The following is a 15,506-nucleotide window of genomic DNA, read 5'->3' as shown; positions in this document are numbered from 1 at the left end:
TTTCAGAAGGCGCAGCCGGGTTTTATGCCAAGCTTGCGGAAGATCATGGCCGCCGGGCAGAAGCCTGTAAAGGCGGATTGCAGCAGGTTGGCGCCGACAAAGACCGTCAGCCAGACGAACAAGGGCGAAACCCAGACGGTCAGCGCGACGGAAAGCAGGACCATGAACCCTGCAAAGGCAAGAATGGTGCGATCAAGTGTCATCGGGGAACTCCAGAACGGCCGATTGCCGACAGTATATACATATATACGTATAATCGGTTTCAAGGAGAATGTCTTCAACGACGCCCCGGAATCGAACCTGCAGCCTGCGACATTTCGCCTTGGTCGCAGCCCTCGGCCGGAACCACGGCTGCGGTTCCGGCCAGGATGCGCCGTCACCGGCGGATGCGCTTCCACCCGGTGATCATCGGGCGAATCAGGTTCTCGCGCTTCCACAGGCGATAGAACAGCACCGCCGCGACATGCAGCAGCACCATGGGCAGAACCAGCTTGCCCAGCAGGTCGTGCAGGGCCAGCCCCAGGCGCGAGATCCGGGCGCTGACCGCCCCGGCCAGCGGCCCGGTATTGACGTAATCCTGCGGATCGGCGACCAGGCCGGCCGCGACCTGCACCGCCAGCACGGCCAGCAGCAGGATCACGAACAGCCCGCCCAGGGGGTTGTGCCCCGGCCAGAAGCTGGGCTGCCGCGCCGGAAGCTGCCGCAGATAGGCCAGAACCGCCCTGGGACCATGAAGGCAGCTGCGGAACCGCGCCGGGCGCGGCCCGACGAAGCCCCAGAGCAGCCGAAAGGCCAGAAGCCCGATCACCGCATAGCCGAACAGGAAATGCAGGGTCATGACATCGGGGCCGAACTTGCCCAATCCCCAAGCCCCGGCGACGCAGATCGCCAGCGCCCAGTGAAAGATCCGCAAGGGCAGATCCCACAGCCGGACCACCTGGGTAGGCTCGGCAGAGGTGGTGGCTGCGCCGTCGCGCATCCTAGAAATCCTTGGCGCGATAGCTGTCGTGGCAGGCCTTGCAGGTCGCCCCGACCTGGCCGACGGCGGGGGCAAGCGCCTCCTGCCCTTCGCCGGCGACGCCGTGCAGCGTGGCAACCGCCTCGCGGAAGGCCATGCCCTTGGCGCGGTAATCCTCGGTCTGTTCCCAGATCGCCGGCAGGGCGCGGGTCTTGCCGGCCAGGTCGGCATTCGAGGTTCCCGGCATCAGCAGGTCGTCATGCAGGTATTCCGACAGCAGCTTGAGATCCCCGGCCAGCGCCCGCGCCCGTTCGGCGTCATAGGGCGCCTTGCCCTGCGCCATGGCGGCCAGCCCGCCCATCTCCAGGTTGACCAGGCTGAAATAGCCGATGCGCGCGGCGGCAATATCGCCGGGCTCGGAAGCCTGGGCCGTGATGGGAAGGGCCAGGACGGCGGCGGCCAGAAAGATCTTGTGCATGGAAATCACCTTTTTTGCTTGCTGTTGATGGCTTGCTGATGCGCGTTATGTAAAATGCCGTAACATTCGAAACTTCGAAGATTAATGCGGCAAACTGTCGCGATCTGACCCCTCGCCTGGGCCGGGCACCGGCAGCCTGCGGGCGCATCTTGACCGTATATTCGCATTAATGTAGCTATGGAGCATGAGTGCCGACGTCAGCATAGACCCCGAAACCATGCGCGCAGCCGCCGACGAGGCCAGCGAGCTTCTGAAATCGCTTGGCAACCGCCATCGGCTGCTGATCCTGTGCCAGCTGGTGCAGGGTGAAAAATCCGTGGGCCAGCTGGCGGAATTCCTGGGCATCCGCGATTCGACCGTGTCGCAACACCTGGCGCTCTTGCGCCGCGACAAGATCATCCTTGGCCGGCGCGACGGGCAGACGATCTGGTATCGGATCGAAAGCCAGCCTGCCCGCAAGGTGATGGAAGTGCTCTACAACACGTTCTGCGGCCCGAAGGGCTGATCCGGCTAGGCGCAAGCCCGGCCCGCAATGCCATGCGGCAGGCCGGGCGACGCTGGGCTCCGGCGCCTTGCTGCGGCAGGCCGCGGCCCTTGGCGCAAGCGAACCTGCTGACCAGGCCCCGCCTTTTCAGGCCCAGCCTTCCGCAGGTGCCGGGTTGCGCAAAGGCATCACGCCCTGCTCGCCACCGCCTGTTGCCGGCACAGGGCATAGAACGCCCGGACCCGCATGCCCGAGCGGCACCAGCCCAGCACCGGCCCCTTCGCCTCGGCCAGGATGCGGCGGAAAGCCGCAATCTGGCCGGCCGAGGGCTGGCCGGACACCGGAATGTGGCGGGCGGTCAGGCCCAGGCGCGCGGCAGCGGCGGCGATGGTGGCGAAATCGGGCTGGCCGCGTTCCTCGCCGTCGCGGCGAACGCAGACCAGCACCCGGAACCCGGCCGCGGCAACCGCCGGCAGGTCTTCTGGACGAAGCTGGCCGGTGGCCGAGAACCGGTCGTCAATCTTGCGAATCCGCGGCTTGCCGCGCCGTCGAAAGGGCCACATTCATGCCCCCTGCCGATCGGCGGCAGAGCGGGCCGCGGCCCATCGCTGCCCGATTTTGACCATTGCGATTCCGGCGGCCATTGTTGCGGTGAAGAGGACGGGTTCGGGGCGGATGAGGCCGATGGCGGGGATGGCGCCGCCGGGGCAGAAGCCCGACAGCCCCCAGCCCAGGCCGAACAGCGCCGAACCCCCGACCAGCCCGGCGTCGATGTCGCGCCGCTCGGGCAGGTGGAAGCGCAGCGCCAGCACCGGCGCCGGCCGGCGCAACACCAGCCGGTAGCCCGGATAGGCCACCAGCAGCGCACCGCCCATCACGAAGGCCAGGGACGGATCCCAGGCCCCGGCAATGTCGAAGAAATTCAGAACCTTCGCAGGGTTGGCCATGCCCGAGACCGCAATCCCCGCGCCAAAGACCAACCCGACCAGCAAGGCCGACAGCAAGACCATCTCAGAACCCTCCCGCAAGATGGCGCACCGCATAGACCGTCGCCCCGGTCGCCAGCATGAAGCTCAGCGTCGCCACCAGCGACCGCGCCGACAGCCGCGCCAGCCCGCAGACCCCGTGGCCCGAGGTGCAGCCGCCGCCATAGCTGACCCCGATCCCGACCAGCAGCCCGCTGAGCGCCGTCCAGCCCAGCGGCACCGGGCTGTCGAAGCCGATCTCGACCCCGCCCAGCCGCACCAGCAGCAAGGGCGCCGCCACCGCGCCGGCCAGGAAGGCCAGCCGCCAGCCGCCGCCCGGCGCCAGCGCCCCGGCCAGGATCCCGGTCATGCCGGCGATGCGGCCGTGCAGCGCCATCAGCAGCACCGCCGCCAGCCCGATCAATCCGCCGCCCAGCAACGATTGCACAGGGGTGAATTCGGTCATGCCCCGCCTCCGTTCCGACGATCCCCGTCCTCGCGGTCCCCGTCCTCGCGGTCCCCGTCCCGACGATCCCCGTCCCGACGATCCGCGCCTTCGCCTTCAGAGCCGCCTTCGGAACCGCCTTCGGAACCGCCGCCTTCCGGCCCGCGGCCGATGCCCAGCAGCGCCCAGACCGGGCAGAAGCGCAGCGCCGCGGTCGCCAGCAGCACCAGCCCGGCAACCGCCGCCGCCCAGCTCCACGCCGGCGAAAGCCCGGCCAGCAAGGCCAGCAGAACCAGGCCGAGGCCCAGCACCAGCCGCAGCACCCGCTCGGTGCCTGCGATATTGATCCGCATCCTTCCTCCTCCTCCTCAGTCCCAGGGCGCCTGCAGCAGGTCAAGCGGGATCTTCAGGTAGCGCCGACCGTTCGCCTCCGGCGCGGGCAGCCGGCCGGCATTGGTGTTGACCTGCAGCGCATGCAGGATCAGCTTGGGCATCGGCAGGGTGCGGTCGCGCGCCTGCCGCGCGGCGACGAACTCGGCCTCGGTCAGGTATTGCGCCATGTGGCTGTTGCGCGCCTTCTGCTCGGCCACGGTCGATTCCCAGGCCGGCGCCCGCCCGCCCTGGCAATAGTCGTGGCCGGTGAAGACCCGCGTCGCCTCGGGCAGGGCCAGGATCTCCTGGATCGAGCGCCACAGCGCATGCGCGTCGCCGCCGGGGAAATCCGCCCGCGCCGTGCCGCTGTCGGGCATGAACAGCGTGTCGTGCACGAAGGCCGCGTCGCCGATCACATAGGAGATCGAGGCCAGGGTATGGCCGGGCGAGAACAGCACCCGCGCCGGGATCGAGCCGAGGCGGAAGGTCTCGCCCTCGGCAAAGAGCCGGTCCCATTGCGAGCCGTCGGCGGGGAAGTCCGGCCAGTTGTAGAATTCCTTCCACAGTTTCTGCACCTCGACCACCTTCTCGCCGATGGCGGTGGGGGCGCCGGTCTTGCGCTTGAGGTAGTCGGCGGCCGAGAAATGGTCGGCATGGGGATGGGTGTCGAGGATCCATTCCAGCCTGTAGCCGCGCTCGGCGATGAAGGCGAGGATGCGGTCGGCCTCGATGGTGGCGGTGGCGCCGGATTTCTCGTCATAGTCCAGCACCGGGTCGACGACGGCGCATTGGCCGGTCGCCGGATCGGCCACCACATATTGCACCGAGCCGGTCCGCGCCTCGTAAAACCCCGTCACCTCCGGCGCAGCCGCCAGGGCCGCGGCCACGCCTGCGCCAGAACCGGGGCCAGGATCGGAATGCGGATCGGAATGCGGATCGGCGGCCCGGCCGGGGCCGGAAGCACGATCACGGGTATCACGATCAGGGGCCGCGCCCTGGCCGGGCGTCGAGGTCGAGGTCGGGGCATGGCTCATCGGATACTCCTCCTGCGCGCAAACTGTCCTTCATCCATGAGATATTCGAGTATGCGAATATATGCAAGGGTGGCGAGCAAAGGATGCGTCGTGTTGTCTCGCTGCATCCCTCCGCTTCATCATTTATACATCCCTTCGAATATAAAGTGTCGCCTCATCCGACGCGAACCAAAAGACATCACCATGCGCGAATCCGAAAGGTCCCCTCGGCACCCGCCTCCGGCCAACGGAGAGGGCGTCCGCCCCGCACCCTGGCTTGCCCCCGCCCTGGCGGTGGCGGCCGCGCTCTTGTGGCTGCCGCAGGCCGGCATCCTGGCCGCTGCGGTGGCCGGGATCGCCGCGGGAACGGGCGCGGCATCGCTGGTGGGGCCGGCGCTTGGCGTGCTGGCCCTGGGGCTCCTGCGCGCCGGGCTCGAGGCGCTTGGCGGCAGGCTGGCCTGGCGCGCGGCGCGGGCACAGTTGTCGGACCTGCGCGGCAGGGCGGTGGCCGCGCTTTCGGCGCGCTCACCGCTGGATGCCGGGCGCATCCCCTCGGGCGAGGCGGCAAGCATCGTCGCCGAACAGGCCGAGGCCGTCGTGCCCTGGCTGGCGCGCTTTCGGCCCGCGCGGCTGAAGGCGGCGGTGCTGCCCTTGGTCATCTTCCTGGCGATCCTGCCCTTTTCCTGGACGGCGGCGCTGGTGCTGCTGGTGGCGCTGCCGGTGATTCCGGTCTTCATGGTGCTGGTCGGCTGGAAGGCCAAGGCGGCAAGCGAGGCGCAGATGGTCGAGGTCGGCGGCATGAACGCCTTTCTGCTGGACCGGCTGCGCGGCATGGCGACCATCCGCAGCCTGGGCGCCATCGAAGCGACGGCGCTGCGGGTCAGGGCCGATGCGGAATCGCTGCGCGCGCGCACCATGGCGGTCTTGCGCATCGCCTTCCTGACCTCGGCGGTGCTGGAGCTTTTCGCGGCGCTCGGCGTGGCGATGGTCGCGGTCTATATCGGTTTCCACCTGCTGGGCGACCTGCCCTTCGGCGCCTGGGGCGACAAGCTGACGCTGGCCGAGGGCCTGTTCATCCTGCTGCTGGCGCCGGCCTTTTTCGAACCTTTGCGCGAATTGTCGGCAGTCTGGCACGACAAGGCGGCGGGCGAGGCCGGGATGGCCGCCTTGCAGCGGGCGGCCGAGCCGGGGATGGCGCTGCCCGGCGCCGAGGCCGAGGGCGCCGCCCCGTCAACCGCCGCCGCCACGGCGCTGCGCCTTGAGGATCTGCGCTTTCGCCATGCCGGCGCGACGCAGCCCGGCCCGCGCGGCCTCAGCCTGGCCATCGCGCCGGGCGAACATGTGGCGCTGGTCGGGCCCAGCGGCTCGGGCAAGTCGACGCTGCTTTCGCTGATCGCCGGCCTGGCCGCACCCGATTCGGGGCGGATCGAGATCGACGGCCGGCTGCTCGACGCGCAAGCCGCCGCGGGACTGCGCGCCCGGATGGCCTGGATCGGCCAGGCGCCGCATATCTTTGCGGGCTCGCTGGCGCAGAACGTCACGCTGGGCCGAACCCTGCCCGCCGCGGGCAGCCTGCCGGAGGCGCTGCGCATCGCCCGGCTGGACCAGGTCGCGGCCCGGCGCGGCAGCGCCCCGGTCGGCGAGGGCGGCACCGGCCTGTCCGGCGGCGAGGCGCTACGCCTGGCCCTGGCGCGGGTGGCCGCGACGCCGCAGGCCGGGCTGATCCTGGCGGACGAGCCGACGGCACATCTCGACGCCGCCACCGCGCGCGAGATCGCCGAGGGGCTGGTGGCGCTGGCGCAGGGACGAACGCTGATCGTGGCGACGCATGACCCGGAACTGGCCGCGCGCATGGACCGCGTCATTCGGCTGGACGGCACCGGGATGGAGGCGGCGGCATGAGGCGGCTGGTCCGGGACATGGCGCCGGTGCTGGCGCTGTTCGCTTGCGAAGGGCGGCGCCGGCTGTGGACGGGCGCGGCGCTGGCGGCGGCGACGGTGCTGGCGGGCATCGCGCTGCTGGGGCTGTCGGGCTGGTTCATCACCGCCACCGCCATCGCCGGGCTGACCACGGCCACGGCGCTGGCCTTCGACGTGTTCATGCCCTCCTCGGGCATCCGGCTGCTGGCCCTGGGGCGCACGGGGGCGCGCTATGGCGAGCGGCTGGTGACGCATGACGCGACGCTGGCCGTGCTGGCCGGCCTGCGCGAGCGGCTGTTTCGCGGCTGGGCCGCGCCCGGTGCCGCGGGGGCGCTGATGCTGCGCCCGGCGCGGCTGCTGTTCCGGCTGACCGTGGATATAGACGCGCTCGACGTGCTTTACCTGCGGGTGCTGGTGCCGCTGGCGGCGGCGCTCGTCACCGCGCTGGCGGCGGGCGTGACGCTGGGGCTGATGCAGCCGCTGTTCGGGCTGGCGGTGCTTGGCTTTCTGATCGCCGCGGGGATCGGCCTTGCCCTGGCCGCCGCCCGCGCGGCGGGACCGGGGATGCGACGGCGCGCGCAGGCGACCGAGACGCTGCGCGCCCGCGTCATCGACCTGATGCAGGGCCAGACCGAACTGGTCATGGCCGGCCGGCTGGGCGCGCAGCGCCGGGCCATCGCCGCGACGGATGCCCGGCTGGCGGCGGCCGAGGATCGGCTGAACCGCATCGACCTGCTGGCGGGCTTCGGCTATGGCGCGGCATCGGCAGCCCTGCTGGCAGGGGTGCTGGTCGTCGCAGGCGGGCTGGCGGAAAGCGGCCGCATCGGCGCGCCGGTGGCGGCGCTGGCCTTGCTGGTGGCGCTGGCGGCGGTCGAGCCCTTTGCCCAGTTGCGCCGCGGCGCGATGGAGCTGCCGCGCAGCCTGATCTCGGCCCGCCGGCTGGGACCGCGGATGGACCCGCCCCCTGCCCCGCCGGCCGCGCCCCTGCCCGAACCGGGCTTTGCCGCGCAGATGCACGGCGTCGGGCTGCGCCATCCCGGCGCGGCGCGGGCGGTGCTGGCCGGGATCACCCTGGAGCTGCGCGTGGGCGAGCGCCTGGCGCTGATCGGCGCCAGCGGTGCCGGCAAGTCCAGCCTGCTCGCGCTGCTGGCCGGCGAGGCCGCGCCCGAGGGCGGCCGGATCGCCCGCAGCCCGGCCTGCCTGATGACCCAGCGCAGCGAACTGTTCCGCGACAGCCTGCGCGACAACCTGCGCCTGGCCGCGCCGGGGGCCGACGACGCCCGGCTGCTGGCGGCGCTGGAGGCGGCGGGCCTTGGCCCCGAGGTGGCGGCGCTGCCGGCCGGGCTCGACACCCGGCTGGGCGAGGACGGGCTGGGGCTTTCGGGCGGGCAGGCGCGGCGGCTGGCGCTGGCGCGGCTGGTCCTGCGCGATGCGCCGCTGTGGCTGCTCGACGAGCCGACCGAGGGGCTGGACGCCGCCACCGCCCGCGACGTGATCGCGCGGCTGCAGCCCTGCCTGACCGGGCGCAGCGCCGTCATCGCCACCCATATCCGGCGCGAGGCCGCACTGGCCGACCGCCTCGTCCATATCGACCAGGGCCGGATCGCCGCGATCCATGCCAGGGGCAGCGCCGGCTTTGCCTCGGCCCTGGCCGGTCTGCGCCCCGACTGAGGGCGCCCAAAACCACCGACGCCCGCCACCGGCGGACGCCTCTGCATGACCCCGGCCCCGGCCGGGAAGAAACAAGGCAAACCGATGGAATTAGACATCGTCACCCTGTCGCGGCTGCAATTCGCATTGACCGCGCTCTACCATTTCCTGTTCGTGCCCCTGACGCTCGGCCTGTCGATCCTGCTGGCGGTGATGGAGACCGTCTATGTCATGACCGGCCGGGCGATCTGGCGCCAGATGACCAAGTTCTGGGGCACGCTCTTCGGCATCAACTTCGTCCTGGGCGTCGCCACCGGCATCGTGATGGAGTTCCAGTTCGGCATGAACTGGAGCTATTACAGCCATTATGTCGGCGACATCTTCGGTGCGCCCTTGGCCATCGAGGGGCTGATGGCATTCTTCCTGGAGGCGACCTTCGTCGGGCTGTTCTTCTTTGGCTGGGACAAGCTTTCCAAGCTCGGCCATCTGATGGCGACCTATGCGGTGGCCATCGGCTCGAACTTCTCGGCGCTGTGGATCCTGATCGCGAACGGCTGGATGCAGCACCCGGTCGGGGCCGAGTTCAACCCCGACACCATGCGCATGGAGGTCCACGACTTCTTCGCGGTGCTGTTCAACCATGTGGCGCAGACCCGCTTCGTGCATACGGTCTCGGCCGGCTATGTCACGGCCTCGGTCTTCGTGCTGGGCATCTCGGCCTGGTATCTGCTCAAGGGGCGCCATATCGACCTGGCCAAGCGCTCGATCACCGTCGCGGCCTCGTTCGGGCTGTTGTCGGCGGTCTCGGTGGTGATCCTGGGCGACGAGGGCGGCTACCTGGCCTCGGAACACCAGAAGATGAAGCTGGCCGCCATCGAGGGCATGTGGGAAACCCAGCCGGCGCCGGCCTCGTTCACCCTGGTCGGCATCCCCGACATGGAAGCGCGGACCAACCATTACGCCATCCACATCCCCTGGGTGATGGGCCTGATCGGCACCCGCTCGCTCACGCAGGAGATTCCCGGCATCCTGGAACTGGTGGACAAGGCCGAGGACCGCATCCGCAGCGGCATCGTCGCCTATGACGCCTTGCAGGACTATCGCGCCGCGCCCTCGCGCGAGGCGGTGCCGCCCGAGTCGGTCAGGGCCTTCGAAGAGCATGGCGACGACATGGGCTATGCGCTGCTTCTGACCAAATATGTCGAGGATCCGCGCAACGCGACCGAGGAACAGATCGCCCAGGCCGCGTGGGATACCGTGCCGCATGTGCCGACGCTGTTCTGGGCCTTCCGCATCATGGTGGGCATCGGCTTCGTCAACGTGGCGCTGATGGCGGCCTTCGTGGTGGTTTCGGCCCGCGGCACGATCACGCGCCGGCCCTGGCTGCTGAAAGCCGCCGTCGCCGCGCTGGCCCTGCCCTGGATCGCCGCCGAGGCCGGCTGGATCGTGGCCGAGTTCGGCCGCCAGCCCTGGAGCATCGAGGACGTGCTGCCCACGGTCGCCGCCGCCTCGTCGCTGACGGTGCCGACGCTGCTGTTCACCATCGCCGGCTTCACCCTGATCTATTCGGTGCTGATCGTGATCGAGATGCGCCTGATGCTGGCCGCGATCCGCAAGGGGCCGCAGCCCGACCACGGGCCCGAGGCGCCGCTTCTGCCTGCCCGTTTCGTTCCCGCGGAGTAAGACCATGATCCTGCATGAATTGCTGACCTATGAAACCCTGCGCGTGATCTGGTGGGTGCTGCTGGGAGTGCTGCTGATCGGCTTTGCCGCCACCGACGGCTTCGACCTGGGCGTGGGCATGCTGCTGCCTTTCGCCGGCCAGACCGACATGGAGCGCCGCGTCGTCATCAACACCATCGGCCCGGTATGGGAGGGCAACCAGGTCTGGCTGGTCCTGGGCGGCGGCGCGATCTTTGCCGCCTGGCCGCCGCTTTACGCCGTGTCCTTTTCCGGCTTCTACATCGCCATGTTCGCGATCCTTGCCGCGCTGATCCTGCGGCCGGTCGGGTTCAAGTATCGCTCGAAGCGCGAAAGCGCGCGCTGGCGCGGCAACTGGGACTGGGCGCTGTTCGTCGGCGGCTTCGTCCCCTCGCTGATCTTCGGCGTCGCGGTCGGGAACGTGCTGCAAGGCGTGCCCTTCCGGCTGGGCTCGGACCTGCGCATCTTCTACGACGGCGGCTTCTTCGGCCTGCTCAACCCGTTCGCGCTGCTCTGCGGCCTGCTGTCGGTGGCGATGCTGGCCATGCACGGGTCCGCCTGGCTGGTCCTGAAGACCTCGGGGCCGGTCGCAGGCCGGGCGCGGCGCTTCGGCAGCTGGGCGGCCATGGCCACCGTGCTGCTTTACGCGGCGGGCGGGCTGGCGCTGTGGCTGTTCGTCGACGGCTATCGCATCGCCGGGGCCATCGACCCGAACGGGCCGTCGAACCCGCTGGCCAAGACGGTCGAGATCGCGCCCGGCGCCTGGTTTGCCAATTACGCCGCGCATCCCTGGATGCTGGCCGCCCCGGCCCTCGGCTTCCTGGGCGCGCTTGGCGCACTGTGGTCGCTGAACTCGGGGCGCGAGGTCCGCACGCTCTTGCTGAGCAAGCTGGCGATCTTTGGCATCATCTCCTCGGTCGGGCTGTCGATGTTCCCGTTCATCCTGCCCTCCTCGGTCATGCCGGGGGCGAGTCTGACGGTCTGGGACGCCTCGTCCAGCCACCTGACGCTGTTCATCATGCTGGTCTGCACCGGGATCTTCCTGCCGATCATCGCGCTCTACACCAGCTGGGTCTACAAGGTGCTGTGGGGCAAGGTCGAGGAAAAGGACATCACCGAGGGCGGTCACGCCTACTGAAAGGAAAACGCAATGTGGTATTTCGCATGGATCCTCGGCCTGCCGCTGGCCGTCACCTTCGCGGTGCTGAACGCGATGTGGTTCGAGATGATGGAGGACAAGGCCGCCGCCAGGGAGGACACCGAAAGCGCCTGAACGGCGGATCACCCCGGCACCCGGACGCCGCGCATGCGCGTCCGGGACAGCGGCCGGGCCGCTTCGGCCGGATCGGCCGCTGCGGCAAGGTGCCGGCCCGCGCCGCCCCGCCATCGCGGGCCGCACAAACGACAAGGCCGCCCGGCAAGGGCGGCCTTTCCTTTCATGTCGCCGCGAGGCGGGATCAGAAGCTCAGGACGGTGGTGCCCTCGGCGATCAGTTCGGCGGCCATCGCATCGGGCTTGGCGGGGGTCACGCCCTCCAGCAGCACCGAGGCATCGGCGCCCTTGCCGGGCAGGTAGATGGCGCACACCTGCACCTTGACGCCGTTCTTCTCGATCATCTGCCGCATCAGGCCCTGCGGGCTGGCGCCCTGGGGCGGCTGGCCGGCGGTGGCGGTTTCCGGCGCCTCCTTCAGCGCCATGTCGCCGGCGGGACCGCACAGCAGGATCTGCGCCTCGGCCCCCTTGGCCACGGCATTCATGGTCAGCACCATCGCCATCAGCTGGGTCTGCGGCTCGGGCGCGGTCAGGATGGTCACGAGCTTGCGCCCCTCTTGGGCCGAGGCCGGCAGCGCGGCCGCAAGGGCAAGGACAGAAGCGGCGAGCAGGGTTTTCATCGGTTTCTCCTGATGCAAGATGCGATAATACGCATTTACGTATATTGCAGATGGCAACCGCCCGGACGGCGACTTATTGTCGCCCCATGCCGCCGGCAGGGACGAGTCGCGGCCGAAGATCGCTTCCAGGTGCCGGCGAAACCGCCTACTCGCAGCGCAGCGCCCGCCGACGCCGCCCTCTTGCCTGATCGGGCCCGATCGCGGCACCGGATTTCCCGCGCCGGACGGCGCCCTGTCCAAGAAACTGGCATGACCCGCCTGCCGTGCTATGATCGGGGAACTTGCCTAGCCAGTTTGGGAACCATGCCATGTGCGAAGTCTTCTCCCGCCAGGATCCGCGCCGCTATCAGCCGACGACCCGCAAGCTGCGGCTGAACGGGCAAAGCACCTCGATCCGGCTGGAACAGGCGTTCTGGGACATCATCGACGAGATCGCGGCCGGCGAGGGCATGGCCACGCCCGCCTTCCTGTCCACGCTGCAATCCGAAGTGCTGCAACTTGGCGGCGAGCCGGTGAATTTCACCTCGCTGCTGCGCTGCGCCTGCCTGGTGCAGCTGGAATTGCGCGGCCGCGGCGCGCAGGATTTCCGCAAGGCCGCGCAGCAGGTGGCGCAGGCCGCCTGATCGCGGCATCGCGCAAGAAATCCGCAGCGTGGTAGCATGATGCTACCCGCGGGGCCGGCGTCCTTCCGATACTGGTGCAAAGATCGGAAAGGAAAGCCCGCATGGCCAAGATGATTCATTCGATGATCCGCGTGACGGACGAGGCGCGCTCGCTGGCCTTCTACAGGGCGGCCTTCGGCCTGGAGCCGGTCGAGCGGCTGGATTTCGACAGCTTCACCCTGGTCTACCTGGCCAATGCCGAAAGCAGCTTCGAGCTGGAGCTGACCATCAACAAGGGCCGCGAGGAAGCCTATGACCTGGGCAACGGCTACGGCCACCTGGCCGTCTCGGTCGAGGATGTCGCGGCCGAACACCGGCGGCTGACCGATCTGGGCCTTGCCCCGCGCAAGCTAGTCGATTTCGCCCCCGGCGGCACGGTGATCGCCCGCTTCTTCTTCATCCAGGACCCGGACGGCTACGAGATCGAGGTGCTGCAACGCGGGGGCCGCTACCTCTAGGCAGGCAGCCCGCCGGGAGGGGCGGGCCAACCAACTCAGGGAGGAGTACATGACTGTCATCCACAAATCCCCCTCTGGCAGCGATGTCAGGGGGCTGACCCGGCGCGGCCTGCTGGCGCGCGCCATGGCGGCGGGGGCGACCTTCGTGGTCGGCTCGGGCTTCGTCGCCGCCCGCGACGCGGCCTGGGCGGTCGAGACCGCCGCCCTGAAGCCCGAGACCATGGCGGTGCTGATCCAGATGGCGCGCGACATCTATCCGCATGACCGCATCGCCGACCGCTTCTATGCCATCGCCGTCAAGGCGCATGACGATGCCGAGCAGGCGCAGATGATCGAAGAGGGCGTGGCCGGGCTGAACCTTGTCGCCCAGGCGCAGGGCTTCGACGGCTACCTGGCCGCGGGCTGGGAAAAGGACCGCGTCGCCATGCTGCGCATGATCGAGCATACGCCCTTCTTCCAGACCGTGCGCGCGGGGCTCGTGACCGGGCTCTACAACCAGAAGGAGGTCTGGCCGGTCTTTGGCTACGAGGGCGAAAGCTTTTCGCAGGGCGGCTATATCGAGCGCGGCTTCAACGACATCGACTGGCTGTGAGGGAGGCGGACATGGCTGACAATATTGCGAAATTCGGGCATGACGATGCCTCGGTCGTGGTCGTGGTCGGCACCGGGTCGGGCGGCGGCGTGCTGGCCAACGAACTGGCGCAAAGGGGCGTCAAGGTCGTGGCGCTGGAGGCGGGCGGCCGCTACCTGCCCGAGGATTACATCAACGACGAATGGGACAGTTTCGCGCAGCTGAGCTGGGGCGACATGCGCACCACCTCGGGCGACTGGCGGGTGGCGCGGGACTTTGCCAACCTGCCGGCCTGGATCGTCAAGGCGGTGGGCGGCACCTCGATCCACTGGGCCGGCGCCTCGCTGCGCTTCCAGGAACACGAGTTCAAGGCGGCCAGCACCTATGGCGCGGTGGACGGCGCCAGCCTGCTGGACTGGCCGATCACGCTGGCCGAACTGGAGCCATATTACGACCTGGCCGAGAAGAAGCTGGGCGTCACCCGCACCAACGACCTGCCCGGCCTGCCGGGGAACAACAACTACCTGGTGCTGGAAAAGGGCGCCAAGGCAATGGGCTACAGCAAGGTCTCGACCGGACGCATGGCGATCAACTCGGTCGACAACGACGACCGCATGGCCTGCCAGCAGACCGGATTCTGCTTCCAGGGCTGCAAATGGGGCGCCAAATGGTCGGCGGCCTATACCGACATCCCGCGCGGCGAAGCGACCGGCAACCTGGAAGTCCGCGACCATAGCCACGCCACCCGGATCGAACATGACGAGGACGGCAAGATCACCGGCGTGCGCTATATCGACAAGGACGGGGCCGAGCAGTTCCAGCGCGCCCGCATCGTCGCCGTCGCCGGCAACTCGATCGAAAGCCCGCGGCTGCTGCTGGCCTCGGCCTCGGAACGCTTCCCGGACGGGCTCGCGAACAGTTCGGGCCAGGTCGGGCGCAACTACATGCGCCACACCACCGGCTCGGTCTATGCGATCTTCGAACGCCCGGTGCGAATGTGGCGCGGCACCACCATGGCCGGCATCGTCCAGGACGAGGCGCATCACGACCCCGCCCGCGGCTTCGTCGGCGGCTATGAGCTGGAGACGCTGGCCCTCGGCATCCCCTTCATGGCGGCCTTCATGGACCCCGGCGGCTGGGGGCGCGAGTTCACCTCGGCGATGGACAGCTACGAGAACATGGCCGGCATGTGGATCGTGGGCGAGGATCTGCCGCAGGAAACCAACCGCATCACCCTGAACCGCAGCGAAAAGGACCGCTTCGGCCTGCCGGTGCCGAACGTGCATTACGACGACCACCCCAACGACATCGCCATGCGCAACCATGCCTATGGCGTGGGCGAGCGGATCTATCGCGCCGCAGGCGCGACGCGGATCCTGCCGACGCCGCCCTACCCGTCCACGCATAACCTGGGCACCAACCGCATGTCGGAAAACCCGCGCGACGGCGTTGTGAACAAATGGGGCCAGGCGCATGACATCCCGAACCTGTTCGTCTCGGACGGTTCGGTCTTCACCACCTCGGCGGCCGAGAACCCGACGCTGACCATCGTCGCGCTGGCGATTCGGCAGGCGGAGCATATCGCCGCCGAAATGGAGAAGGGCGCGCTGTGACCACGACGCGCCCCGCCCCTGGCGGGCGGGGCCTGTCGGCCTGCCTCAGCTGGCGGGCCGCGCCTTCACCGGGTTGGCGTTGGGCAGCTCGATATTGATCTCCAGGCTGGACAGGTCGTCGCTGCGCTCCAGCTTGATGTCGACCGCATCGCCGTCGATTTCCATGTGCCGGCGCACCACCTCGAGGATGTCGCGCTGCAACAACGGCAGAAAGTCCGGGCTGGTTCCCCCGCTGGAACGCTCATGCGCTAGCAGGATTTGCAGGCGCTCCTTGGCGGTTTGCGCCGAACTGGGCTTTCGCTGACGGAATGAGAAACCGAACATG

20 protein-coding genes are annotated in these 15,506 nt (G+C 69.1%); 10 read left to right on the top strand and 10 right to left on the bottom strand.

The features are described 5' to 3' along the window. Nucleotides 1-2: 2 nt before the first annotated feature. The 3 genes from KF941_RS27565 to KF941_RS27555 all read right to left on the bottom strand — a co-directional run bounded on the left by KF941_RS27565 (nt 3) and on the right by KF941_RS27555 (nt 1,436). The gene (locus KF941_RS27565; protein ID WP_036755416.1) at nt 3-203 is read right to left on the bottom strand and encodes a DUF2892 domain-containing protein; all 201 of its coding nucleotides are present in this window, start codon (nt 201-203) and stop codon (nt 3-5) included. A 173-nt stretch (nt 204-376) separates the two neighbouring features. Next, complete coding sequence (locus KF941_RS27560) at nt 377-979, bottom strand: cytochrome b/b6 domain-containing protein (protein WP_214275215.1); 603 nt, start codon at nt 977-979, stop codon at nt 377-379. Between the two features lies 1 nt (nt 980). Then, nucleotides 981-1,436: a cytochrome c gene (locus tag KF941_RS27555; protein WP_036755422.1), complete on the bottom strand. Its 456-nt coding sequence runs from the start codon at nt 1,434-1,436 to the stop codon at nt 981-983. A gap of 184 nt (nt 1,437-1,620) precedes the next feature. Here KF941_RS27555 and KF941_RS27550 point away from each other — a divergent pair, with 184 nt between their 5' ends. Beyond that, nucleotides 1,621-1,941 (top strand): metalloregulator ArsR/SmtB family transcription factor, encoded by a 321-nt coding sequence (locus tag KF941_RS27550; RefSeq protein ID WP_036755424.1) that lies wholly within the window; start codon nt 1,621-1,623, stop codon nt 1,939-1,941. Nucleotides 1,942-2,108: 167 nt separating this feature from the next. Here the strand turns inward: KF941_RS27550 and KF941_RS27545 are convergent, their stop codons facing one another. From KF941_RS27545 to KF941_RS27525, 5 genes are read right to left on the bottom strand one after another with little or no spacing between them, the layout of a single operon-like run. Then, on the bottom strand, nt 2,109-2,483 hold the full coding sequence (locus KF941_RS27545) for a TIGR01244 family sulfur transferase (protein ID WP_214275214.1): 375 nt from the start codon (nt 2,481-2,483) through the stop codon (nt 2,109-2,111). Beyond that, nucleotides 2,484-2,930: a DUF6691 family protein gene (locus tag KF941_RS27540; protein ID WP_214275213.1), complete on the bottom strand. Its 447-nt coding sequence runs from the start codon at nt 2,928-2,930 to the stop codon at nt 2,484-2,486. It abuts the gene before it with no gap. 1 nt (nt 2,931) lies between these two features. Beyond that, on the bottom strand, nt 2,932-3,351 hold the full coding sequence (locus KF941_RS27535; protein ID WP_036761444.1) for a membrane protein: 420 nt from the start codon (nt 3,349-3,351) through the stop codon (nt 2,932-2,934). Beyond that, nucleotides 3,348-3,683, bottom strand: a complete 336-nt coding sequence (locus tag KF941_RS27530) for a YgaP-like transmembrane domain (protein ID WP_214275212.1) — start codon at nt 3,681-3,683, stop codon at nt 3,348-3,350. Before KF941_RS27530 ends, KF941_RS27535 begins: the two co-directional genes overlap by 4 nt. A 15-nt stretch (nt 3,684-3,698) precedes the next feature. After that, entirely contained in the window at nt 3,699-4,577 is an 879-nt protein-coding gene (locus KF941_RS27525) for an MBL fold metallo-hydrolase (protein ID WP_114536598.1), read from the bottom strand. 342 nt (nt 4,578-4,919) lie between these two features. Here KF941_RS27525 and cydD point away from each other — a divergent pair, with 342 nt between their 5' ends. The 5 genes from cydD to cydX all read left to right on the top strand — a co-directional run bounded on the left by cydD (nt 4,920) and on the right by cydX (nt 11,258). Next, on the top strand, nt 4,920-6,617 hold the full coding sequence (cydD, locus tag KF941_RS27520) for a thiol reductant ABC exporter subunit CydD (RefSeq protein ID WP_214275211.1): 1,698 nt from the start codon (nt 4,920-4,922) through the stop codon (nt 6,615-6,617). After that, nucleotides 6,614-8,305: a thiol reductant ABC exporter subunit CydC gene (gene cydC, locus KF941_RS27515; RefSeq protein ID WP_214275210.1), complete on the top strand. Its 1,692-nt coding sequence runs from the start codon at nt 6,614-6,616 to the stop codon at nt 8,303-8,305. Before cydD ends, cydC begins: the two co-directional genes overlap by 4 nt. 84 nt (nt 8,306-8,389) lie before the next feature. Further along, the gene (locus KF941_RS27510; RefSeq protein WP_214275209.1) at nt 8,390-9,967 is read left to right on the top strand and encodes a cytochrome ubiquinol oxidase subunit I; all 1,578 of its coding nucleotides are present in this window, start codon (nt 8,390-8,392) and stop codon (nt 9,965-9,967) included. A gap of 4 nt (nt 9,968-9,971) precedes the next feature. Further along, nucleotides 9,972-11,123 carry a cytochrome d ubiquinol oxidase subunit II gene (gene cydB / locus KF941_RS27505; protein WP_036759958.1) on the top strand — a complete coding sequence of 384 codons (1,152 nt, stop codon included), beginning with the start codon at nt 9,972-9,974 and terminating at the stop codon, nt 11,121-11,123. Between the two features lie 12 nt (nt 11,124-11,135). Then, nucleotides 11,136-11,258, top strand: a complete 123-nt coding sequence (cydX, locus tag KF941_RS27500) for a cytochrome bd-I oxidase subunit CydX (RefSeq protein ID WP_072464076.1) — start codon at nt 11,136-11,138, stop codon at nt 11,256-11,258. A gap of 184 nt (nt 11,259-11,442) precedes the next feature. On the opposite strand, the gene KF941_RS27495 is transcribed toward cydX, so the two are convergent. Further along, the gene (locus KF941_RS27495) at nt 11,443-11,877 is read right to left on the bottom strand and encodes a hypothetical protein (RefSeq protein ID WP_214275208.1); all 435 of its coding nucleotides are present in this window, start codon (nt 11,875-11,877) and stop codon (nt 11,443-11,445) included. A 308-nt stretch (nt 11,878-12,185) separates the two neighbouring features. Between KF941_RS27495 and KF941_RS27490 the strand changes: the two genes are divergently transcribed. The 4 genes from KF941_RS27490 to KF941_RS27475 all read left to right on the top strand — a co-directional run bounded on the left by KF941_RS27490 (nt 12,186) and on the right by KF941_RS27475 (nt 15,181). After that, nucleotides 12,186-12,500 carry a ribbon-helix-helix domain-containing protein gene (locus KF941_RS27490; RefSeq protein WP_036759954.1) on the top strand — a complete coding sequence of 105 codons (315 nt, stop codon included), beginning with the start codon at nt 12,186-12,188 and terminating at the stop codon, nt 12,498-12,500. Between the two features lie 101 nt (nt 12,501-12,601). Continuing rightward, on the top strand, nt 12,602-12,997 hold the full coding sequence (locus KF941_RS27485) for a VOC family protein (protein WP_214275207.1): 396 nt from the start codon (nt 12,602-12,604) through the stop codon (nt 12,995-12,997). 49 nt (nt 12,998-13,046) lie between these two features. Beyond that, on the top strand, nt 13,047-13,589 hold the full coding sequence (locus KF941_RS27480; protein ID WP_072464073.1) for a Twin-arginine translocation pathway signal: 543 nt from the start codon (nt 13,047-13,049) through the stop codon (nt 13,587-13,589). Nucleotides 13,590-13,600: 11 nt separating this feature from the next. Continuing rightward, on the top strand, nt 13,601-15,181 hold the full coding sequence (locus tag KF941_RS27475; protein WP_036759947.1) for a GMC family oxidoreductase: 1,581 nt from the start codon (nt 13,601-13,603) through the stop codon (nt 15,179-15,181). A 45-nt stretch (nt 15,182-15,226) separates the two neighbouring features. On the opposite strand, the gene minE is transcribed toward KF941_RS27475, so the two are convergent. Continuing rightward, the gene (minE, locus tag KF941_RS27470) at nt 15,227-15,505 is read right to left on the bottom strand and encodes a cell division topological specificity factor MinE (protein WP_214275206.1); all 279 of its coding nucleotides are present in this window, start codon (nt 15,503-15,505) and stop codon (nt 15,227-15,229) included. Nucleotide 15,506 lies beyond the last annotated feature (1 nt).

Origin of the sequence: Paracoccus sp. pheM1 (assembly GCF_018499825.1) — a bacterium.
Lineage (GTDB): Bacteria > Pseudomonadota > Alphaproteobacteria > Rhodobacterales > Rhodobacteraceae > Paracoccus > Paracoccus versutus.
Note: the sequence above shows the minus strand (reverse complement) of the source record. Positions and strands in the feature narration are given on the sequence as shown.